Source organism: Methylobacterium sp. E-012, assembly GCF_057836545.1.
In genome coordinates this window covers 24,539-45,251 of the sequence record NZ_JBYQEY010000002.1, presented here as the reverse complement: position 1 = coordinate 45,251, position 20,713 = coordinate 24,539, and the positions used below count along the sequence as shown (strand labels likewise).

Genomic DNA, 20,713 nt, shown 5'->3' with positions numbered 1-20,713 from the left:
AAACATCCTCCACATGGCTCGAAGCCATACCTCAGGGAGGACCACTTTTCAGGGGGCAGGCCAAGATCACCCCGAGCGAGGCGGCTGAACTGTCCAAATTGGTCGAGGCGCACGTGAAGGCCGTCGAGGTCCGGGACGTCGCCACCCGGCTTGCCGCACTGGAGCAGGCCGCAGAGCAGGCATCGACGGGAGGGAAGCGGCAATGGTGGGGTTGATCGATCGGATAGCGCGGCTGGAAGCGGCAGCCGTCCCGCCATCGACCGGCAAGCACCTCACCTTCCAGGTGGAGGCCCCGCACGGGACGCCAACCAGCGACATCATCGCCTTCTTGCGGAAGCGTGGCCACGCCATCCACGAGGGTGACGACGTGTTCGTCATGAACGTCGGCGCCTACGGGATGACTGAGGGCGATGCGCCGCGGGACCTATCGCCCGCCCTTCTGACGGAGGAAGAGCGCGCGGCGGCCCCGCCGGCTGGACGGTGGCCGAAGGGCTGCGAGTGGTTCACCTTCAAGCTCGACAGCCCGGGGCTGCACGCATGAGCCTGCGCCTCGCCGAGCGGGTCGCCCGCCTTGAGCAGTGGCAGGCCACGGCGCGGAGCGATAGCTACGCCATGCCGCCCGGTCTCTATGAGACCTTGCTGTGCGACGCGGTCCAGCACCTCAGCGACTACCCGAACAGCGAGGCCGACACCCTGAACGACGGGCTCGCCCGCCTCTTGGGCTACAGCGACCTCGCCGAGGCCGATGCTGCCACCGAGACGGCCCCCGAGCTGCGGCGCTCTACGGTTGCCGAGGCTCGGCGTCGCCGACTTTCTGATGGAGTCGGTTGATAGCGCTTGCATGCCTGATCACGATCCGGTGTCAGCCGACCGCCAGACACCAAGCGGCAAAGGTTTGTGATATCAGCCTAATTTCGTGTCGGTGACCCGCTTCTGATCAAGCGCCCGCACCGGCTCGTACTGCATGCCGCGATGCGCGACGCCTGCCGTGTGCGTCACCCGATGGCGTCGCAGCTCAGAGGTGAAGCGGTGACAAGGTGGCCGTAGACGATGAACCTGCGGAACATCCAGTACCCTTTCCTGTTCGAAGTTCCTGTCTTGAAGCACATGGCCGGCTTCGCTGGCCTGCTGAAGCGCGATCCGCGCGGTTGGCCATCGGACAGGCCGGTCGTCGGGATGTTCCTCTGCCTCGACCCGCTGATCTTCTGCTGCCAACCACAGCCGCGACCGTTCGGAGTGGCACATCACTTGGCTACTCGGTTTCCGGACGAAACGTTCGTCTTCTTGGTACCGATTACGATGAGCTTGGAGCGCAGGGTGAACGCGCTCGCACTGGCCGCTCAGCACCGCCGGTTCCAGAAGACGCATCCGCGTGCGAGCCTCATCATCTTAGCCAACACTCGCGACGAGGAGAGGCTGCTGCGACGGCTCGGAGTCGACGTGCGATATGCCCCGCAGAACATGTTCGTCGACGAGGGCATGTACCACCCGATCCCGGGGTGTAAGCGGCGGTTCGATGCGATCTACAACGCCCAGCTCGCCCCCTTCAAACGGCATGAGCTCGCGCGCAATTTGCCGAGCTGCGCTTACGTCACGAAGATGTTCACCACGTGGTCGCCGCAGCTGAAGCGGCAGCATCTGGGCAAGTTTGTTTGCAGCCTTCCGTACAATCACGTGATCCTGAACGACGTGACCGCGGATGACGTCGTCCCCATGGACCACGTGAAGGTGAACCGGGCGATGGCGTCGGCTCACGTCGGCCTGTGCCTGTCCGGGCTTGAGGGCGCGATGTACGCGAGCATCGAGTACCTGCTGGCTGGGTTGCCGGTGGTATCGACGCGTAGCCGAGGCGGGCGCGACGTCTTCTTCCACCCGGACACGACCCTGATCGTGGACGACGACCCGCGCGCCGTACAGGATGGCGTCGTGGCGATGAAGGCGCGTGCGCTACCCCCGGACTACGTGCGCGCCACGACACTGCGCCTGATCGCTGAGGAGCGTGCGCACTTCAATGTCTTCATCGACGGCCTGCGGGGGCGGCAGGTCGACCGCACGGACCCCCGGTGGTCGTTTGAGTACGCACACAAACTCGCTCGGTTCGGCTCCATATCCGAGTTCGAGGCACTGGTTCGCGCGCGTTGAAGCCCTCTGCTCCTACATGTCCTGGAACCGCGCCGAGCTTTCGGTCGGAGCCCCCCGCGGCTCACACGATCCGGGGCGGGGCGTCGGCGGTGAGACGGCCGACCGGGCGCCAAACGTTCTTGCGTAGCCCAAGTTGTTCCAGCCGGTCGAGCAGCCACCATCCGATCCGGGTTCGCCAGCGGGCCAGACCGGTGAGCGACCAGATGTCGACGCCGGCCAGGGGCAGGAACGGGTTGTGCCGATCGTAGGCCCAGACCTCAATGCGCACTGCCGGCCGCAGCGACGGCCCGCGGGCATGGAAGCCCACCGTGTCGCCCACCACCAGCGTGTTGCCGGGGACCGCGAAGGCCACCGGGTCGGGATAACCCATCCGCTTCAGCTCTGCCGGAGTCGCCCGGAACGAGCCTCGCCCGCTGAGGCGGTCGCGGCCGCTCGCCGCGTTGATGGCAGTACGGCGCTCCCAGGCGAGCCGTCGCTTGGTGAGGCGGTGCGAGCCCGGGACGTAGGTGAACGGCCCCTCGTCGGCGGCGACGTCGGTGAGGAATAACCACGCCTTCATGGTGGGGTGGAAGGTGTCGATGTGGAAGTTGGTCTGCGGGTCCGGGGGCGCGTCGGTGACATGTGACAGGATCGTCTGCACGGTCAGGATCGGCTCGCAGTTGAAACTCGCCACGTAGCGCAGGAGGTTCCGCCACTCTGGCAGGGCCAAAAGCCTGCGCATCGCCGGCATGCGCGTGAGCGTCCCGGGGTCGAGCGGGATGCGGCGGGTGACAGTGTCGCCCTGGATCTGCTCCCTGCCCTGTGCGGTGATGTTGGTCACCTCGGTGTAGACGGCCCGGTGCAGATCGGCGGCCATGAAGTCGGCGCGCCGGATGAAGCCGTCGCGGGCGAAGTCGGTCCGGTCTTGTGCGCTCACCAGGTGGGCGAGCTGGCGGCGGCGCAAGGCCGCCATGGCGTGGGCGAGCCGGACGCGCATCGTGTGCAGGCCAGCCCGGTTGAGCCGCTCCGAGCCGAGGATGGGATTGTCGACGAAGGATTTCGCTCCGGTCGCGAGCTGGGCCACCCAGAGCGGCGACTTGAGGGTGTTTCGTAGGAGCTGAGTGATCGCCATATTTGCTGACCCGAGGCGGAGTGAGCCAGCTCCCCCGTAGCCAGCACCAGCATCCGATCGATGAGTCGAGGCCAAATTTTGGCTAACAACCTTTTTAGTGGTAGAAATGTTCACATTTGCGCGAGCGAAATGGCGTTAGTAGTCTCGCGTTGCCTGATAACCACAACCGGCATAGCAATAGATTTTAAAACTCGTAGTTCGTGTCTTGCCGTTTATAGAAACTCGCTTCCCGAGTGCCCCTTGAAGGCGTTCGCCCGCTGGATGTAGCCGATCACGGTCCGCGGGTACCAGTGGCTCAGACAATCATCTTTCCCTTATGGCCGCGACCTGGTCCAGGCTTTCGGTGATGCTCTACTCGTTGTTTTTCACCGACCAGCACCGGTGTCTCACCTTCGCTCAGCACCGACATGACCACCGCGCGGAAATCGTTGCATAGCCGCGGCTCCATGGCCTCACAGGCACGCGGACAGATCGTACGCCAGGCCTCCCGATCGACGCGCGCGGAGCGGTGTTGGTTAGACACGACGACGCTGAACGATAACCCGCAGTGCGGACAACAAACGGGCACGAAGCGCATGACAAACCCCGGGGGCATCGAGAAACGCTTCTCGGGCGACGCTCGTCCAGCGGATTGTATTCAAAATGCGATGGGCGCGGGATCGAGCAATCTGCTTGCGAACGCATCAGCCAACTCGATGCCGACGAACTGCTCAGCGTCCGCGTTTGTCTGCCGAACACCCTCAGCACTCACCGCGGGCACGTCGCCGCCACCGCGCGCTACACAGTAGCCGTCACTCCGGCGCGAACGCCGAACGGCACAGGGCCGAACAACGTCATCACGGGATCCGGCCTGTATCCATAGCGATCCCTCCGCTCGGATTGGGTGGGCTGTAACCCCCACGTGGATCTCTCCGCCTCAGCATAATGAAAATCGTTCAACTTGATGTGATCGACTGTGCGTCGTCGACTGAATGCACTCGTGCGACCTGAACTTGAGACCAATGGATACACATGCCACAAAATAGACACTGATAGTTCAGCTCCCGCTCATCGACAGCGGCGCAGCTTAGTCATCGCCCGGTCGGCAAGTTGCCGACGGACAGCGATGGAGGAACTGTCATGATGCACGCGAAGGTGCTCGCGATGGCCGCGGTCCTGACCGGTGGCCTTGCTACGATCGCTGAGGCTGCCCCCTTATCACCGGCACCCCTCGCAGGTAATGTTACTGTCCAAACGGTTGCTTTCGGATGCGGCCCCGGCTTCCATCCTAATCCGTGGGGCATCTGTCGTCCGAACTGGGGCTGGGGGCCGCGCCGGGTCTATGGCCCAGGCTGGGGCTACTATCGGCCTCGCCCGTACTATCGCCCCTACGGCTTCTACGGCCCGCGCCGGTTCTAGTGAACCCAGCTGCCTGAATGGACGGCGCTGAACCCCTCACCGGAACGTGTCCGGCGCCGTCCTCTCTCAGAACTGGCCCTTTACCCGCGTGTGATGCCGTCCTGGCCTCACCATTAAACCACTGGGCTCCTGATGGCATTGTGCCAGCCGACGATGAACTCGTGACACCGTTGCCATGACGCTCATCGTCCGCTTGTTGCTGATCGCCTTATCTGCTGGCCTCGCCGTGCACGCGGCTCGCTCGACCTTGCCGTCAGGCCCGCCGAAAATGTCCCTGCATCACAAAACATGGTCGGATCCCCATGCCGGTCACGCGTAGAACCCTCGTCCTGTCAGCCCTCGCCTCTGTCGCTACTGGGCGTTCACTCGCTGGTTCAAGCGAACGAACGATCCTGCCACTGTGGGCTGGTGGCCCGCCGGGCGGTGGCGGCCCGTCCGGGCCGGTGATGGTGGATGCTAAAGGTGCGATCAGCAACATCGCCGTGCCGAGCCTGGAAGTGTTCGCTCCAGCTCGCCCGAACGGCGCGGCCATGCTCGTGGCCGCCGGCGGCGGTTACAAACGTATCGAAGTCGAGCGCGAAGCCCGCCCAGCCGCTCGCTGGCTCGCTGCCCACGGCATCACCGCCTTCGTGCTCGCGTATCGGCTCCCGGGTGAGGGCTGGGATGCCGGTCCGCTCGCCCCTTTACAGGATGCCCAGCGCGCCTTGCGCATGATCCGGGCGGGCGCACGACGCTACGGGGTGGATCCTGATCGGGTCGGGGTGCTCGGTTTTTCGGCTGGGGGCCATCTGATGGGCCTTACGGCCACGCGCTCAGCCTTCGGATCGTACACGCCGAACGACACCACGGACGGCTTCTCGGCCCGGCCGGCGGAAGCCGCGCTGATCTACCCGGTGATCACCTTGGAGCCGCCCTACGACCACACCTCGACGCGGGTCCAGCTCGTCGGGCGTCACCCCGATCAGGCCGCGAGTGCGGAGTGGTCTGTCGATAAGCACGTCCGATCGCGCTGCCCACCGATTTTCCTCACCCAAGCTAAGGACGACCCGATTTCCAACGTGATGAACAGCCGGATCATGGCTCAGGCGTGCGAACGCGCCGGTGTACCGGTGGAACTGCACGTCGTTGCGGACGGTGGCCACGGCTTCGCGATGGGGCGGCCGGGAACGGCGAGCGCAGGGTGGCCAGCCTGGTACGAAGCGTGGCTGCGGACGAACGGTGTACTGACGTAATACATCGTGCCGATCTGCCAGCCAGTCGAAGATCGGGTCTCGTAGCCCCGTGTATCATCTCACAAGAACCCACTCCCCGAGTGTCCTTTGAAGGCGTTGGCCCTGCGAATGTACCCGACCACGGTCCGCGGATCCCGGTGGCCCGACTGATCCATGATGCGGGCGAGATCGGCCCCACGCTCGGCCGCCGTGGTGATGTAGCCGGCCCGCAGGCTGTGTGCCCCGAACAGCGCCGCATCGAACCCGGCGGCCGTGCAGTAGGCCTTGATGATGTTGGCGACGGACCGATCCGTGAGGCGGGCAGCCTGGGGCGCGAGCTGCGCACAGTTCCCCCGCACCCGGCCCGATCGCGAGACCGGCCGGAACACCGGGCCCGAGACGATGCCGGCGGCTGCCAGCCATTCGCGCACGAGGCGCACGGGCTGAATGAACCGGCCGGTCGGGATGGCCTTCTCGAACCCCCTGCCCTCCTGATCGACCTTAGACCGGCGGACCATGACCCGCAGGCCCTCGGGATCCTCGATCAGGTCGGCGACGTCGAGGGCGACGAGCTCGGACCGGCGGAAGGCCCCCGCGAAGCCAAGGGCCAGCAGCGCCCGGTCCCGCTTGCCCGTCAGGGTGTCGGGGATGCGCGCGAGCAGCATCTGCAGGACATCGACCGTCGCGGCGGCCTTCTGCGTCGGGGCCACGCCGATGCGGCGCCGGATGCCCTTCATGGTGGCGCGCACGTCCTCGTCATCGGTCGGGTCCGCCACCTTCGCCAGCTTGTGGCCGTACCGGATCGCGGCGAGCCGCCGGCCGATGGTCGACGCGGACCGCCCGGCCTCGGCCTCCGCCACCAGGAACGCCGAGACCGCCTCGGGCGTGGCCGGCAGGGACCTGAATCCGTACCGGCCGCACCAAGCCTGAAATACGCGAGCGTCGGACGTGTAGGCCCGCACCGTCGCATCGGCCTTCGATGCCTGCTGATAAGCGCGGACGATCGCGGCAGCCTCGGCGGGAAGGCCAGCGGCGTTAGGCAGCTCGGACGGTAGGATTTCAGGCTCGGGCGCGGTTGGCTTCATGCCGCCACCTGCGACGCGGCTGGAGCGTCCGGGATGTGGCCCGCTCGGATCTGCGCGACCGTCGGCGGCCAATGATCCGTCCAAGCTCCGAAGGCGCATTCCCGGCCGCCGTAGGCCGCGCGGCACAGCTCCGCAATCCGATCCCCGTCGATCTCGCCGCGCTCCAGAAGGGCGACGGCGATATCTCGGATCGCACCGGCTCCCATCCGCGAGCGAACCAGAGCCGATGCCCGCCTCTCGGCCTCCCACGCGACTGCGGTGCGATCATCATGGCTCAGGTCCCATGCGTCGAGGATAGCGGCCGCACCCTTCATGTCGCCGCCGCCGCCGTCCAACATGCTCCCGGCGACCGACGAGCGCCGATAGGCCGCCTCAGCGTAGAACCCGGCGTAGCAAAGGATGAGGCCGATATCCCGCTCAACGGCCCAGCGCCGGAGCAGATCGGTGGCAGTCGCCGGATCCAGGCTCACTCCAGCAGGGCCGTGCGGGTAGCCGCAGATATCGTACCCATCGACCAGGCCTTCGCAGGCTACCATGACGCCCCGGCGGTTCTCGACCTGCCGCCCGGCGCGGACCTCCTCGACTGCGAGCACCACGGCCCGATCCGTCCGGTGGCCGAAGTACCAGCCCACCAGGGCGTGCCCAGCCTCGTGATGGCAGGTGAGCGGCCGGCGGCCCGTCGCGCGGATCATGGCGCTAGCTCTCCGGCCCGTCGTGCGCATCGAGACCCGTCCGGCCCATCTGCTCGGCCAGGGCATCGCGCCATCCGAACGGCAGGGCCGTGCCGCGCATCCTGGCCCGCGCCTCCACGGCGGACAGCACCCGCTGCCAGTGCTCGGCCGGCAGATGCTGCGGGGCGGTAGTCAGGCCCATGTTCCGCGCGGCCGCCGAGGCAGCGCCGCACAACGCGGTCAGCCGGTCCATCGAACTCGCCTCGCTCATACCCTGCCTCTGTCTATCAGCCGCGTTGAAACGATAGATGCGGACTAACTTTCAAACTTCCGAGAATGCGGTTTATCAAAAGCTACAACGCATCAATGACCCCAGCAAGCTAATTTACGCGTGAAAGCGTGGACGCGTGTAAGCGTGGAAAAGTGGAAGCGTAAGAGCGTAAGTTGCGCCGAGGGGCGGGCTGGAGCCCGCCGGTCACTTTGCGATCTGCGGTCGACCCTTCCGGGCGAACTCCCGGTTGACCATCTCCACCATGAAATCCTGGATTGTCTTCCCCTCCTCGGACACCATGGCCTTGAACTGGTTGAACGCCTTCTCGTCGATCCAGGCCGACAGGTTGCGCTTGCCTACCCGGTAGCTCGGAAGGGCTTTGGACCCAGGGGACGGTGCGGCGACCGGCAGAGGCGCAGTAACGGGCTCGCCAGCAGACTCATGAGCCTTTGACAGCAGGACGCCTACCAATTCGGGCTCGTCTTCTAGGGGCGGCGTGAACGCCGATGCCTTCTTGGCCACGATCTTACGCTCCTACGGTTTCACGCGTGGGCTTGTTTACGCTTCGACGGGTCGGCGAGACCGAGTGTGTCGCGAACCCACCCGAACAGAGCCCGGGCTTCCTCGGCTGCCTTGCCCTTTGGCTCGAACTCGGTGGCGGCGAGGCCGCTGGACATCGAGTAAGCGAAATCCGCGCGGGTCATGAATTTGTGCGGCACTAGCTTGAGGCCGTAGCCCTGAACGGCCGCCTCGCCTTCGTCGGCGACCTTCTTGGAGCTAGGCGGCACCTGGCTCAGCATCACCCAGCCTGCATCCATCTTCTCAGCGATCCGGATGGTGCGCTTAACCGCACCCAAGGTCTCCAGATCGAACTGCGTCGGCTTCACGGGGGCGAGGATGAGATCGGCCAACTCGGATACGGCCAGCGCGGTCGCCTCGGCCTTACCGGGGGTGTCCACGATGAGAAGGTCGGTCTTGTTCGAGGCTGCGATCTTGATGAGCCGGGGGAGGGCATCCGGATCAATCTCACGGACGATGGATGGCGTCTCTGCCTCCCGGCGCTCAAACCACTTGTGGGCCGACCCCTGCGGGTCCGTGTCGATAACCGCGACGGAATAGCCGGCCTGTTCGGCACAGACGGCGAGATTGAGGGCGACGGTGCTCTTCGAGCTTCCGCCTTTCTGCCCGATGACGCTGACGACTTTCATCGCGCATTCCCCGCCCACGCGTCCACGCTTTCACCAGTTCACCATCAAACCCGTAGAAAGGCTTAAAATTTCACGCTCTTACCTTTCCACGCGTCTGTCGAGATTTGTGAGCAGCCCACGATCTTACCTTTTTACGCGTGTGCAAGCCGGGAGAGCCGTGATGATATGGCCGCCCGGTCTCATGCCAGCGCAGACGAGAGCACGGCTACCCCGCCGAACTCTCCGACCACCTGTCGCAGGCCGGCGTCATCGGTCACGAGCGTGGCGCCGAGCTTGAGCGCTGTCTCGGCGATCACGATGTCTCGGATCTGATTGGCATGCTGGCGACGGGGCTTCTTGTCGATGGCCTTCAGCCGCGAGAGCATAGCGTCGAACCTGCCGGTTCCGTCGTTCCAGTTGGCCTGATCAAGGCCCGCGCCTTCGATGTCGAGGCAGAAGGTAGAGGCTAGGCATAGCTCAGGCGCAATCTCCTCCATTGCCTGAAGTAGGCCTGCACGACGAGCGGGGCAGGGCGCTCGCCGGCACTCGTCGGCCTGGACGCCTGTCACGAGGAAGCGGCGGCCCGACTTCTCAGGCAGGGGCAGCACGCCGTCCAGCACGCGCGAGAAGACGTTGCTGTCGAGCATGAGGACCGCCGCATCGAGACTCATCACGCCAGCCCTACGAACCCGCACACCGCCAAGGCCGTGACGATGATGGTAAAGCCCGCCAGCGAGGCGGTGCCTCCGATGGTCGCCATTAAAGCCGCGCCTCAAAGGTCACGGATATAGCGCCAGCCTTGGCTGGCTCGCCGTCTGAGGTCGGCAGCAACGTAGGCTCGATCCGGCAATTGCAGCCGTACTCAGCGAAGGTGCGCTGCATCGCTTCAATCTTCTCGATGGCGCCGTGGAGTGGCGTCCTCGCTTGGCCTCGCTCGAAGATGAAGAACACGAAGCAGCCGTACAGGAGGCTTCCACCATTCCTCGGCCCGAAGGCTTCGAGTAGGTTGGCAATCCGGCGCATGTCCTTCGGGTAGGTGCTTTTATCGAACCAGCGCTTCACCTCGACGATGCCGCGTGGGCGAAATTTGCCCTCGGTCGTGGGCCACAGCCCGTCATAGTAAACCAGATCCAACCGGGCCTGCTGTTTCAGACTGTCTGCGATATCGCGATCCGACTCGCGCGTCTTGTCTAGAAGGTGGCTGAAATGCTCGGTCCGGTCGTCGATCGCTAGATCGTACAGCAGGTCGTTGAGCCGCAGTTCCAGGGCTGCGAAGCCGCCTTCCGGACCATGCTGGCGCCGCGTCTCATCCAAAAGGCGCTTTGCGATCAAGGTGGTGGTGAAGCCCTCCACACCACAGTCGGCCAAGCCCCAGCCACGCGTCCAGTCGCGATAAGTCTCGTCCGCCTGCAGAACGCCGGCGCGAACGAGCGAAGCGAACTCCGAGGCCGTCAACGCGCTCATGGTCACCCCTTCCGCTCCCGGACCCGAATCCCGGCCCCGCCGCCGTTCTCGGGGATGAACTCAAGGCTGAGGGTTTATCACACCAGCCCGGCGAGCCCGCAGGCCACCAGCGCAGTAACTAGGACCGTGAAACCGACGAGCGAGACGGTGCCGCCGATCCCACCATGAGCCCCACGCATCATCGGCCTGCGGCCTTCTTCGCATACTCCCAGACCGGAATGCCCCAGACCTGACCTTGCTTGGTCCGGTAGCCTGAGCCGTCTGCGAACACGACCCTGGCGGGATCCACCGCCAAAGCCTTGCCCCCGGAGACCATCATCACCCCGCAGAAGTCGATCCGCAGCCTTCCATGCTCTGGATGAACTGCGAACAGCTCGGCCGCCGTCCAACCGAGCGCATGGGCCTCAGCCCCGAGCCGGTCGCAGAAATCGATGGCAGCCTCGCGGATCGGCACCCAGCGGGTAGGCGTCAGATACCGGCAGGGCGAGGCGTGCGGGGATAGATCCTCAAGGGCGCTGCGCCACACGGCAGCGGCGTTCGGGAGCATGGTGGGTGCGAAATCGGAAGCCATACGGCCGAGCTACGGGAGCGAGACCAGGAACGCTATGCGACGGAAAGCCGGAGGCCCCCTGCGGGTAGGTCGATCCTGTCAGGCTGTCCCGCCAGCCGAAGGCAGCCTGGCCGCAACGTGAACCTTCCCTAGACGGTAGGGGTCAACCACGACTTCGCTCTCATCATAGTAGCCCTCATCCTCTCGCCTGAGGTGGACGGAGCCCGGCAGCGCCATGGTTTCGAGTAGGACAGAGCCAGTGAGCCCCTGCCGCGCTTGATCCGCGAACTGGTCGGCGATCTCGCGATGCGTGGTCCAGGAGAACCCGTAGAGCCCGCGCTGTCGTTCTAGGGCCCCCGCGCCTCTGAATAGGCGAAGCGGCTCCTGCAACGGGATCGGCGGCATCAGGACGTGCAGCGCCCGCGCCATCGTAGGCCGATGCCCGACCGCGAGGGGTAGATGCTTCGCCTCAATCCAGACGTTGAGGAAGGCCGCTCGGATCTCGGCCGAGACGGAAGGCTGCTGCCCAACTCGCCGCATGGCGAGCCGCCATCCGGTGATGGTGTTGGCGTTCAGGAAGTCGACGGCGGCCAGCATCCGGTCAACGTCCCCGTCCTGACACGCTTCAGCGAAGGCCCGCGCACCCTGCCTGTCGGCATTCCGCTCGGCAGCGATGGCTGCGTGAAACCGCTGCTCCCATGCTTCGTCGGTGGGGGCATCTCCTACGATCATGGCGCGTCACCCCTTCCCGCGCCCGCGCTCCGTTGGCTTCAACCGCGATATCGCTAGCATACTCGGCCTGGGCGGGATCGCGGGCAGCGGGACCGGCCGAGGGCGCAGCATCTCCAAGGCACCGTTGGCGCCACGACGGGCGACACCCTGAACCTCTTGGCGGCCAGCCTCATCAAACGAGAGCGGGCGCTCGGCCACGTCCAGCGTTGCATCCGTCCACTCTAGGATCTGCTCAACCGTTGCATTCACCCCGATGCCCCATCGAAGCATGGCCCGGCAGGACTTCACCTGTTGCAGGTATCGCGGCTTGCGAGCCGGCCCGTCCCTGAGGTTGTCATAGCGCTTCGCGTTCTTGAGCCGCGCGGCTATCGCAGGGCGCTCAAGCATCAGGTCCAGCACCGCGCCCTTCATCGGCTTTTTACCATCGGCTCTGAGCAAGGCGTCGGTAGCCTCCTCAAAGCACGCCAGGATCCGACAGTCGGCCAGCACCTCTTTCGATGATGGGCCGCTGGAGCCTACGCCCCCCATACACCCGCGGAAGAACCGGTGGATGGGGTGCCGGTTCAGCGTCACGATATCGTCCAGCATTCGCAGGGTGTCCTGCGCCACACGGAATCGCTCAAGCTCAGCCTCGGCGATCTGCGGGAAGTTCATGAACCGGTTGACGTAATTCGCGCACATCGACCGGAGAAAGATGAGGTTGGCGGTCAGCTTCTCCTCTTCCGTATCGGCCAGACCCGTTGGCAAATCGCCATCGAAGCCCTTCAGCAACTCCAGAACCTGCCGAGCGGTATTGCGGGCCTCGATGTCCGACTCTGAGCCGGGCGCATCGGCCGTTTCGGCATCGTACTCCGCGTTGGCCTGCCGCTCGCGCTCCCGGTCGGCTTGAGCGCGCTCCTTAGCCCGGCCTCGTGAACTCGACTTCGGCATGGTCGATCTCCAACAGTTGCCAAAATGTTCTAGTGCCGCTCCTCGGCCAGGGGCGCACGAGGGCCTTTCAGTCGGTCAGTGATCTTCGCGGGTGCCGTCGCGGCGCATCCGGAACCGGACACCTTCGCCCCCGCCGTTCTCGGCGATGAATTCGAGCCCGGCGCCCTCGAACGCCTCCACCAAGGCCCGGTTATTCATCGTCGTCAGTCGACCCGTCTCCGGCTTCAGCTCGAAAGCCGAGATGGTCGGTTTCGGCACGCCGGAGGCTGTCGCAAGGTCCGCCTGCTGCCATCCAACCAGCGCACGCGCGGCCCGAAGCAGGCGAGGGGTAAGGCGATGGTCTGAACCGGACATGCGGGCCTCTGTTAGCAGGACATTAATCGAACATGGCCCTGCGGGCAATAACTGAGTAATAGGGCTATTGACACGAACGTAGTACGAGCCCTATAACTAGATTATAGCAGCCGCACCGGACGCAGCCAATGTGGCCTGCCCCCTGAAAAGTGGTCCTCCCTGAGGTATGGCTTCGCGCCATGTGGAGGATGTTATGATGCGTCGGAAGAAGCATACGGCTGAAGAGATCGTCGCGAAGCTGCGTCAGGTCGATGTTTTGGTCTCGCAGGGCCGCAAGGTCTCCGAAGCAATCCGATCCATCGAGGTGACGGAGGTCACGTACTATCGTTGGCGATCCGAGTACGGCGGCCTGAAGGGTGATCAGGTCAAGCGGCTGAAGTCCTTGGAGACGGAGAACCTGCGCCTGCGTCGGGCGATCTCGGACCTGACGCTGGAGAAGCTCATCCTGAAGGAGGCAGCTTCGGGAAACTTCTGAGCCCGGCTCGCCGCCGGGCTTGCGTCGACTACGTCGTGGCCGAGCATGGCGTGTCGGAACGGTTCGCTTGCCGCGTTCTTGGTCAGCACCGCTCGACACAGCGCAAGCGCGCCGTGGTGGTCGAGGACGAGGCGGCATTGACCGCCGCCATCGTCGCACTGGCTCTCCAGTACGGGCGCTACGGCTACCGTCGGATCACGGCGATGCTCCGCCGCGATGGCTGGACGGTGAACGTGAAGCGGGTCGAACGGATCTGGCGGCTGGAGGGGCTCAAGGTTCCAGCGCGACAGCCGAAGCGAGCCCGCCTCTGGCTCAACGATGGCTCCTGCCTCCGTTTGCGGCCGGAGCGGCCCGGCCACGTCTGGTCTTACGACTTCGTCGAGCACCGCACGCACAATGGGCGCAAGTATCGGATGCTGAACGTGGTCGATGAGTTCACCCGTGAGTGCCTGGCCATCCGTGTGTCCCGTAAGCTGAAGGCGTACGACGTGATCGATGTCCTCTCGGATCTGTTCAGCCTGCGCGGCGTGCCCGAGCATATCCGTTCGGACAATGGCCCGGAGTTCATCGCCAAAGCCGTCCAAGACTGGATCACAGCGGTCGGCTCGAAGACGGCTTACATCGAGCCGGGCAGTCCTTGGGAAAACGGGTACTGCGAGAGCTTCAACGCGAAGCTACGGGATGAACTCCTCAACGGCGAGGTGTTCTACACCCTCAAGGAAGCCAGCGTCGTGATCGAGCGATGGCGGAGGTACTACAACAGCATCCGACCCCACTCGTCACTCGGCTACTGCCCGCCTGCGCCGGAGGTCGTCATCCGGCCACCGGAACCGGGCGGCTCAGTACCGTCCGCTCGCCCCGCCATCGTCACGCGACCGACGATGCACTAACTTCAAACCTGGGCCACCGGATGGGGGCAGGCCAAGTGCACGAGAACCGCACGCCTCTCTCAGTCCGGTAGGCCTCCAGCGTGTAGACCTCGTCGCTCGAACTCGACCGGACCGAGAACAACAGGTTCGACATGCGGCGCACCTTGCCGAGGTGGATCACACGCGAGCCTCAACCGCCGCGTGCATTCCGGCAGGATGGCCGTAGACAACGTGGCTGTCGAGGCTCTTGCGCCTCCGGACCAGCTCAGCGGCCGACAGGACTTTTTCGTCACACTGCCAGCCCATTCGCGAGAGCCTATCTGTGGACAGTGGGTGGATTGGGGATGCGGCTCCTACTTGTCAGTCCGCGTAAATGACGGTCACGCTTGCATGATGAGGCCGCGGCGAACGCGGTTTCACGCGGGCGAGACCGAAACTTGAGGTCGTCTCTCGCGATTGTCGTGAGGTTCGGCCCTATGGTAGCCGTTCGACGTGCCGCGAAGCGCAGGGCTGGGAGGAGCGCCATGACTGACCGGGAGGCCGATCTAAAGGCACTCGGCGTTTTGCTGGCCGCCGAACCGCAGGCTTGTGGCAACCCGGCAGAGACGGTGCCGGCTTATGCCGCGCCCGTGTTTCCCTCTCTCTCGGGCTTCGGCGAGTTCACGCCTGTGACTATCCGGTCCGGCACCGCGCGGACCAACAATGCCGACTTGGAACGAGATCGATCAAGAGATTGAGGCCCTACGCGGGACCCGTCCGAACGACGCCCAGGATGTAATTAGGCACAAGTACCTCAAGGCTCTGGGTGACCGCGTCGGCCGTCCAGTGATCGCCTATTACTCTGGCTTCCTAGTCCGCCGCGATCCCGCGGGGCGTATACACCCAGAGTGCGCAGTCAGCGATCTGGACATGAACGGCCTGATGGCCGTGGTCCACTGCCTTGATCGCACGAAGGGGCTCGACCTCGTTCTACACACGCCGGGTGGTGGCATCGAGGCGGGGCGTGCTTTCGTCGAATACCTTTACAAGATGTTCGGCCAGGACATCCGCGTCATCGTCCCGCACATGGCGATGAGCGTGGGAACCATGATCGCCTGCGCGTCCCGGGAAGTCATCATGGGCAAGCATTCCTGCCTCGGCCCGACCGATCCGCAGATCAACGGCTTGCCAGCTATGGGCGTTCTGGCCGAGGTCGATCAAGCCATCAAAGAAATCAAGGCTGAACCACTCAAGCAACTCGTTTGGCAAGCCGTATTTTCAAAGTATCCGCCAGCTTTTATTTTGGACTGCGAGCGATCAGTCAAAGGTGCTCGTGCCATGGTCAAGGACTGGCTGCAAGCTAATATGCTCCGCGACATGCCCTCACCGGAGGATGCGGCGGAAGGCGTGATTACCGCCCTGATGAACTACAGCGGCACGACAGGGCACGGTGAGCATTACCTGATCGACAAGTGCAGGGCGATGGGTCTCAACGTGGGCGCGCTGGAGGATGATCAGGATCTTCAGGAGTCAGTCTTGAGCGTTCATCACGCGTACATGGCTACTTTCACGCGCAGTCCGGTTGTCAAGCTGATCGAGAACTCCGAGGGCAAGACTTGGGTAGTTGCAAGTTAGCGATCACGTCCCTCGCTCAGTCGTGAGGCAACCGCCGACTCGTTCCAGCCAGAACTGGCGGTCGGGCATCATGCTTAGCCCTCCTCGCCACGGCACAGGCTCAAGGTGGCGAGACCGAGCGCGGCTGTCCAGATGCCTAGGTTGTCCGATCCGTCACCGGCGGGCTACAGCCAGCCATGGACCCCACCATCGTCAAAGCCCTCGCCCTGATCGAGGATCATCACGTCGCGCACGGCATCCCCTCGGTGCTTGAGATGCGCGACATCCGGACGAAGATGGAGGCTGAGGCGAGCGGGTGCGCGACGGCTGCCGAGTTGGCCCACGACACGCTCATAGGTATGGGCTACCGCGTCGAGATGGTCGACGGGGTGATTTACCGTCTGGAGCGGTAGGAGGTTGTCGAAATTTGGCCTCGCGCCTACAGCCCGCCTATGCCGGACAAGCTCACCGACCTCCTAGAACGCCTCAAGACGCAGCAGCGCATGCTCATCCTGGCGATGGCCGAGCATAGCGGCTTGCCGGCGGGGAGCATGTTGCGCCAGGTCGCCGAGCTGGAGAACGTCATCGCGGCCGTCGAGGCGGTGGCGGCTGAAGAGGCCGCCCGCACCCCGCGCGGCTAGATCATTGACCGAAAACGCCGATCAGGCCGCAGCTCGACCTAGAAGCTCCGTCACTATCTGAGGGTGCTTGTCGACCAAGGCCAATAGCACTCGGGCGGGGCCTTCTGGATCCCGACGTTTCTGCTCCCAGTTTCGGAGCGTCCCGACCTTCACACCGATCGTCGCGGCAAAAGCAGGTTGCGCGAGACCTGTGCGGCCTCGAATAGCCGCAACGTCCAGCATCTCAGGGACGTGGACGCGGGTCCCTTCGGGAGGGTTGCCCTGAGCATGGGCAAGGGCGCTGTTAAGCCCGCCGATGAGGCGGCTGAAGCTATCGGTCATATCTGGGATCCCTCTGTATGGCCGGTTTGGATAGGGCGTTGGCCTGACGCCCGAGAGGGGTTGCTCAGAGGCGGGATCAGTCGGCCCGTCGCTGCGCACGAAATACGGCCTTGAGGGCCGTCGTGAACGTCTTGAACTCCTTCACCTCGGTATCCGTGAACGTCTCGCGGTCGCCCTTGCTGAGGACGCCGATGAGGTAGACCGGGATCGAGCCGCCAAGGAACACGGCCACGATCCGATAGCCTCCTGACTTACCTTTGCCGCGTCCGGCTAACCTTCCTTTGCGGACCCCGCCGGAGCCAACAATCTCCTCGCCCGTCTCTGGGTCATTCGCATACTGCTGCACCGCTGCCTCGCGTTCGGCATCAGTCATGGCCGCCCGCTTCGCGTCCGCAAGGTAGTCGGGCGTCTCGACGACGGTGTGCAGGGGCTTCGTCATATCTTGTCGTACACCAATGGCGCACATACGTCAACGGCGTATAACGCCGGGGATGGCTACAGCGTCCGGCGAGACACAGTGCCTAACGGTGGGCGCGCAACGGTCAGTGTTAGCTGATCCTGACTGGCGGCGTAGAAACGATCAGCCTCGTGATGGCGAACGGCCCCGCCGTTGACTTAGCCGCCGCTGCCGGCCGACATGGGCGGTCACGGCTAGGCTCGCCTCGGCGAGTCGCGGCCACTTTCAGGAGAGCAACGCCGCGAGACAGAGACCCTGAAAAGCCAACAGCCCCTTCCCGGCAAGGAAGAGGCTGCTGAAAATCCTGGGGCCTTGTGGGGCCTGTTCACCGACTCCCCACAAGCCATGACCTCCCTTGGGAGTCAAGACGGAACCCGTTTCCGTCAACGGGAAGGCTTTGCCTGGACCCTAGCCGCGGCCCGTGAGGGACCGGGTTCGATGTTTCACGCCACCATGCGGTCGGCGATCGAGGGCGCGCGCACGCTCGCGCAGCTCGACGACCTGTCGCGTACCATCTGGCAGGCCCACGCATCCGGCGCCGTCGCTGATGACGAAGCGCAAGGGCTGGCCGAAGCGCTGCACACCCGCAGGAGCGCCGTGCGCGAGGCCGTGGCGCCCGTTGGCATTCCGCTCGGCCGTGTGACGCTGTTCCCGCCGAGGCGCCCCCAGCGGGCTCCTGAGCGATCCGTGGCGATCGAGCGCCGCCGTCGGCTGGCTTTCTCGGGCCCGATGCCGCCCGCGCTCGGATCCCGGTTCACAACCGGGCAGCTCGCGGTCCTGCGGATCGTCGGCGACGAGGTCGCCAAGAACGGCGCCTGCGGGCTGTGCATCGACGCCATCGCAGCACGGGCCGGCGTCTGCCGGAGGTTGGCACAAGCCGCGATCCGGCTGGCCGAGGGCGACGGGCTGCTGACCATCCAGGAGCGCCGCCACCAGGGGCGGAAGAACGAGCCGAACGTGATCCGCATCATCAGCCGGGAGTGGCTGCAGTGGCTCCGACGGGGCGGGCAAATGCGAAACCGTTTCGCATTCAGCGCGACGGGGCCGGCCACCTCCGCAGGCATAGGGTGCAAAACGATTCACCCCACGGATAGGGGAGATCCACAGAGGCAGGTTGTAGATGCGGAATCGAAGAAGGGCTGCCGACGAGCGGCGCTCGACCTCGACCGATCAGACACATTCTCGAATCCCCGTGGGTGGTAGAGCGAGCAGAGCCATGCGGTGACGGTCTGCAGGCGGACGGTATGACGAACGGAGGGCCGATGAGAGGGGGCATTCTTTCTGCCTGTGCCGGCGTGTCGTTGACCTTCCTGTCCGGGTGCAGTGGGGATGCTCTGCCCAGCATTCAGTTCGGCAAGGATGATGGCGGTAGTACCCTCGGCCTCGACTCGCTCCCCCTGGAAATTCGACGCGCGGACGGCAGCGTACTGACAGGCCACGTCTCAGTCCGCCTGCTACGCGTCCAGTTCTTCGCTCAAGATGCAAAGGGCCTTGCCGCGTGCAGCGGCAGTTTCACGCTCGACCTCAAGCATGCCCCCGTACCCGTGGGCGTCGAGTGCACCGGCATCGGCATCCTGCACGGGACCGTGACCACGGCACGGGCTGATCGAGGTGAGGGCACGTTCACGGAGCAATCCGGGCGCACCGCGATGTTCCGCTACGGCGCGCTGCTCTCGTCAGTCTCGTCTGGCTGAAGGCTGCCGAGGACAGCGGGCGACCTTGACCGATCAGACCGTGCAAAAATCCGTGCGGGCGTTGGAGGCGGTCAAGCCATGCGGTGAGGGACTGCGGGCGGACGATATGACGAACGAATACGAGATGATGACCGAAGCAGGTCTGCAACAGTGGTTTGAAGCGTAAATTGCCGGACTCGTTGAAACCATTCGAGTCGAGGATCAGCCGGTTAGACCGGTCTTGAAACGACGATCTTAAGTACAACGTATGCAAACGGCCGGGTGATGCCCGGCCGTTGCGTAGTCGATAGTTTCAATGCTTAGCGCAGAAGCTGCAGTACGCCCTGCTGAGCCGTATTGGCAAGCGAGAGAGCCGAGATACCCATCGACTGGCGAGTCGACAGAGCCTGCGAGTTGGCGGCTTCTTCGTTGAGGTCCGCGCTCGTCAGATTGGATGAGCCCGTATCCAAGACGTTAATGAGCTGCTTGGAGAAGTCCTGCCGGTTCTGCACCACCGAAAGGTTCGAGCCCAGCGTACTTGCCGCTGAGTTAAGTTGGCTGCTCGCATTAGTGAGCGTGCTCAGAGTTTTGTTCACATCCGAATTTAGCAGGAAGTTGCCCAACCCGTTTGAGCTCGTGGAGCTGTTCGAGTTGGTGATCGAGTTCAGGCCCAAGCCGCTGGCAGTCGCGTCCACCGACGAGACGTCCAGCTTGGAGCTGCCGGTATCGTTGAACTTGATGGTCAGGTTGTTGCCGGTGCCGGCGATCAGGTTGACGCCGTTGTAGCTGGCATCGCCGGCGAGCTGGGTGATCTGGTTGAGCAGGTTGTTGTACTGTTGGGCGAGCGATGAGCGCTGGCTGACGCCATTAACAGCTAGGTCGCTGGAGACCACCGTGCTGAGCGCACTGCCATAGGCCGAGGCCGTGGTTGAGGACGACGCGAAGCCGAGCGCCGCCTGGCTGGTGGAGTTCTGGAATTCCACGTCGGCCTGCGCGTTCAGGACGATCTTGGTGCCGGTGCTATCGACCGAGAAGATCGCGCCGGCGCCGAACGAGCCACTCGACGTGGTGCTGGCCGAGCTAACCGCGGAATTCAACGCCGACACCACGGCCGTGATGCTCGAAGACGCGGCGAAGGTCGCAGAAACGGAGGTGCCGTTGATCGTGAACGAGGCTGTCGTGGTGGCCGTGCTCGTGGTGACCGGGAAAGCGTTGGTCGCGGTCCCCGCCGTCGTCAGCTGCGTCGATAGCGCCTGGTTGGCCAGCGATTTGGCCTGACTGACGAGACTCTGGATCGAGGTGATGCCCTGGTTGGCAGCCTGGATCGACTGAATGCCGTTGGAGACGCCATCAAGTAGCGAGGTCAGGCTCGAAGAGCGGCTGTTGAGGGCCTCCGAGGTGAAGAAGTTGGTCGGATTGTCGAGGGCCGAGTTGACCGTCTTACCGGTCGCGAGGCGATTCTGGGTGGTCGACTCTAAACTTGCCGTATCCTGCAGGGACAGCAGGTTCTGACGCGTGGCAGCAGAAAGGGTGATTGAAGACATCGCGCTTTATCTTTCTGGTAAAATTCACTCGTTT

Annotated in this window: 27 protein-coding genes; 13 read left to right on the top strand and 14 right to left on the bottom strand. The window is 64.3% G+C overall.

The annotated features are described in order from the left end of the window. Positions 1 to 202 precede the first annotated feature (202 nt). From AC3IF1_RS28835 to AC3IF1_RS28825, 3 genes are all read left to right on the top strand, one after another. Entirely contained in the window at positions 203 to 541 is a 339-nt protein-coding gene (locus AC3IF1_RS28835; protein ID WP_489220552.1) for a hypothetical protein, read from the top strand. Further along, the gene (locus AC3IF1_RS28830) at positions 538 to 831 is read left to right on the top strand and encodes a hypothetical protein (protein ID WP_489220551.1); all 294 of its coding nucleotides are present in this window, start codon (positions 538 to 540) and stop codon (positions 829 to 831) included. The genes AC3IF1_RS28835 and AC3IF1_RS28830 overlap by 4 nt, the downstream gene beginning before the upstream one ends. Before the next feature lie 219 nt (positions 832 to 1,050). After that, positions 1,051 to 2,142, top strand: coding sequence for a glycosyltransferase (locus AC3IF1_RS28825; protein ID WP_489220550.1), 1,092 nt, complete (start codon positions 1,051 to 1,053; stop codon positions 2,140 to 2,142). A gap of 61 nt (positions 2,143 to 2,203) precedes the next feature. Here the strand turns inward: AC3IF1_RS28825 and AC3IF1_RS28820 are convergent, their stop codons facing one another. Beyond that, the gene (locus AC3IF1_RS28820; protein ID WP_243972581.1) at positions 2,204 to 3,253 is read right to left on the bottom strand and encodes a phytanoyl-CoA dioxygenase family protein; all 1,050 of its coding nucleotides are present in this window, start codon (positions 3,251 to 3,253) and stop codon (positions 2,204 to 2,206) included. 1,119 nt (positions 3,254 to 4,372) lie between these two features. Here AC3IF1_RS28820 and AC3IF1_RS28815 point away from each other — a divergent pair. Then, entirely contained in the window at positions 4,373 to 4,651 is a 279-nt protein-coding gene (locus AC3IF1_RS28815; RefSeq protein WP_489220549.1) for a GCG_CRPN prefix-to-repeats domain-containing protein, read from the top strand. 302 nt (positions 4,652 to 4,953) lie between these two features. Further along, the gene (locus tag AC3IF1_RS28810; protein WP_489220548.1) at positions 4,954 to 5,883 is read left to right on the top strand and encodes an alpha/beta hydrolase; all 930 of its coding nucleotides are present in this window, start codon (positions 4,954 to 4,956) and stop codon (positions 5,881 to 5,883) included. Between the two features lie 59 nt (positions 5,884 to 5,942). On the opposite strand, the gene AC3IF1_RS28805 is transcribed toward AC3IF1_RS28810, so the two are convergent. The 11 genes from AC3IF1_RS28805 to AC3IF1_RS28755 all read right to left on the bottom strand — a co-directional run bounded on the left by AC3IF1_RS28805 (position 5,943) and on the right by AC3IF1_RS28755 (position 13,106). After that, complete coding sequence (locus tag AC3IF1_RS28805; RefSeq protein ID WP_489220547.1) at positions 5,943 to 6,947, bottom strand: site-specific integrase; 1,005 nt, start codon at positions 6,945 to 6,947, stop codon at positions 5,943 to 5,945. Beyond that, positions 6,944 to 7,639: a hypothetical protein gene (locus tag AC3IF1_RS28800; protein WP_489220546.1), complete on the bottom strand. Its 696-nt coding sequence runs from the start codon at positions 7,637 to 7,639 to the stop codon at positions 6,944 to 6,946. The genes AC3IF1_RS28805 and AC3IF1_RS28800 overlap by 4 nt, the downstream gene beginning before the upstream one ends. Positions 7,640 to 7,643: 4 nt before the next feature. Further along, positions 7,644 to 7,889, bottom strand: a complete 246-nt coding sequence (locus AC3IF1_RS28795) for a hypothetical protein (RefSeq protein ID WP_489220545.1) — start codon at positions 7,887 to 7,889, stop codon at positions 7,644 to 7,646. Between the two features lie 204 nt (positions 7,890 to 8,093). Next, positions 8,094 to 8,411, bottom strand: coding sequence for a hypothetical protein (locus tag AC3IF1_RS28790; protein ID WP_489220544.1), 318 nt, complete (start codon positions 8,409 to 8,411; stop codon positions 8,094 to 8,096). A 20-nt stretch (positions 8,412 to 8,431) separates the two neighbouring features. Then, positions 8,432 to 9,097: a division plane positioning ATPase MipZ gene (locus tag AC3IF1_RS28785; RefSeq protein ID WP_489220543.1), complete on the bottom strand. Its 666-nt coding sequence runs from the start codon at positions 9,095 to 9,097 to the stop codon at positions 8,432 to 8,434. Positions 9,098 to 9,276: 179 nt separating this feature from the next. Beyond that, a complete protein-coding gene (locus AC3IF1_RS28780; protein ID WP_489220542.1) occupies positions 9,277 to 9,747 on the bottom strand; it encodes a hypothetical protein in 471 nt (156 codons plus the stop codon). An 88-nt stretch (positions 9,748 to 9,835) separates the two neighbouring features. After that, positions 9,836 to 10,540, bottom strand: coding sequence for a hypothetical protein (locus AC3IF1_RS28775; protein ID WP_489220541.1), 705 nt, complete (start codon positions 10,538 to 10,540; stop codon positions 9,836 to 9,838). Positions 10,541 to 10,718: 178 nt separating this feature from the next. Then, positions 10,719 to 11,111: a hypothetical protein gene (locus AC3IF1_RS28770; protein WP_489220540.1), complete on the bottom strand. Its 393-nt coding sequence runs from the start codon at positions 11,109 to 11,111 to the stop codon at positions 10,719 to 10,721. Between the two features lie 78 nt (positions 11,112 to 11,189). Beyond that, positions 11,190 to 11,822 (bottom strand): hypothetical protein, encoded by a 633-nt coding sequence (locus AC3IF1_RS28765; RefSeq protein ID WP_489220539.1) that lies wholly within the window; start codon positions 11,820 to 11,822, stop codon positions 11,190 to 11,192. A 6-nt stretch (positions 11,823 to 11,828) separates the two neighbouring features. After that, a complete protein-coding gene (locus AC3IF1_RS28760) occupies positions 11,829 to 12,752 on the bottom strand; it encodes a hypothetical protein (RefSeq protein ID WP_489220538.1) in 924 nt (307 codons plus the stop codon). A 75-nt stretch (positions 12,753 to 12,827) separates the two neighbouring features. Continuing rightward, positions 12,828 to 13,106, bottom strand: coding sequence for a helix-turn-helix domain-containing protein (locus AC3IF1_RS28755; RefSeq protein WP_489220537.1), 279 nt, complete (start codon positions 13,104 to 13,106; stop codon positions 12,828 to 12,830). Between the two features lie 196 nt (positions 13,107 to 13,302). On the opposite strand from AC3IF1_RS28755, the gene AC3IF1_RS28750 reads away from it, so the two are divergent. The 5 genes from AC3IF1_RS28750 (at position 13,303) to AC3IF1_RS28730 (ending at position 16,684) form a co-directional block, all read left to right on the top strand. Further along, a protein-coding gene (locus AC3IF1_RS28750; RefSeq protein WP_489220288.1) for an IS3 family transposase occupies positions 13,303 to 14,471 on the top strand; the annotation gives its coding sequence in 2 pieces (ribosomal slippage) (positions 13,303 to 13,567 and positions 13,567 to 14,471; 1,170 coding nt in all). Positions 14,472 to 14,974: 503 nt separating this feature from the next. Continuing rightward, positions 14,975 to 15,187 carry a hypothetical protein gene (locus AC3IF1_RS28745; protein WP_489220536.1) on the top strand — a complete coding sequence of 71 codons (213 nt, stop codon included), beginning with the start codon at positions 14,975 to 14,977 and terminating at the stop codon, positions 15,185 to 15,187. A gap of 172 nt (positions 15,188 to 15,359) precedes the next feature. Next, a complete protein-coding gene (locus AC3IF1_RS28740; RefSeq protein WP_489220535.1) occupies positions 15,360 to 16,064 on the top strand; it encodes an SDH family Clp fold serine proteinase in 705 nt (234 codons plus the stop codon). Between the two features lie 176 nt (positions 16,065 to 16,240). Then, positions 16,241 to 16,456 (top strand): hypothetical protein, encoded by a 216-nt coding sequence (locus AC3IF1_RS28735; protein ID WP_489220534.1) that lies wholly within the window; start codon positions 16,241 to 16,243, stop codon positions 16,454 to 16,456. 39 nt (positions 16,457 to 16,495) lie between these two features. After that, positions 16,496 to 16,684 carry a hypothetical protein gene (locus AC3IF1_RS28730; RefSeq protein ID WP_489220533.1) on the top strand — a complete coding sequence of 63 codons (189 nt, stop codon included), beginning with the start codon at positions 16,496 to 16,498 and terminating at the stop codon, positions 16,682 to 16,684. Positions 16,685 to 17,081: 397 nt separating this feature from the next. Here the strand turns inward: AC3IF1_RS28730 and AC3IF1_RS28725 are convergent, their stop codons facing one another. Continuing rightward, positions 17,082 to 17,444 carry a type II toxin-antitoxin system RelE/ParE family toxin gene (locus AC3IF1_RS28725; RefSeq protein WP_489220532.1) on the bottom strand — a complete coding sequence of 121 codons (363 nt, stop codon included), beginning with the start codon at positions 17,442 to 17,444 and terminating at the stop codon, positions 17,082 to 17,084. Between the two features lie 456 nt (positions 17,445 to 17,900). On the opposite strand from AC3IF1_RS28725, the gene AC3IF1_RS28720 reads away from it, so the two are divergent. The 3 genes from AC3IF1_RS28720 to AC3IF1_RS28710 are packed head-to-tail and all read left to right on the top strand — an operon-like array spanning position 17,901 to position 19,322. Then, positions 17,901 to 18,665: a hypothetical protein gene (locus AC3IF1_RS28720; protein ID WP_489220531.1), complete on the top strand. Its 765-nt coding sequence runs from the start codon at positions 17,901 to 17,903 to the stop codon at positions 18,663 to 18,665. A gap of 59 nt (positions 18,666 to 18,724) precedes the next feature. After that, a complete protein-coding gene (locus AC3IF1_RS28715; protein ID WP_489220530.1) occupies positions 18,725 to 19,156 on the top strand; it encodes a hypothetical protein in 432 nt (143 codons plus the stop codon). Positions 19,157 to 19,181: 25 nt separating this feature from the next. Beyond that, a complete protein-coding gene (locus AC3IF1_RS28710; RefSeq protein ID WP_489220529.1) occupies positions 19,182 to 19,322 on the top strand; it encodes a hypothetical protein in 141 nt (46 codons plus the stop codon). Positions 19,323 to 19,455: 133 nt separating this feature from the next. On the opposite strand, the gene AC3IF1_RS28705 is transcribed toward AC3IF1_RS28710, so the two are convergent. Then, positions 19,456 to 20,679, bottom strand: coding sequence for a flagellin N-terminal helical domain-containing protein (locus AC3IF1_RS28705; protein ID WP_489220528.1), 1,224 nt, complete (start codon positions 20,677 to 20,679; stop codon positions 19,456 to 19,458). Between the last annotated feature and the right edge of the window lie 34 nt (positions 20,680 to 20,713).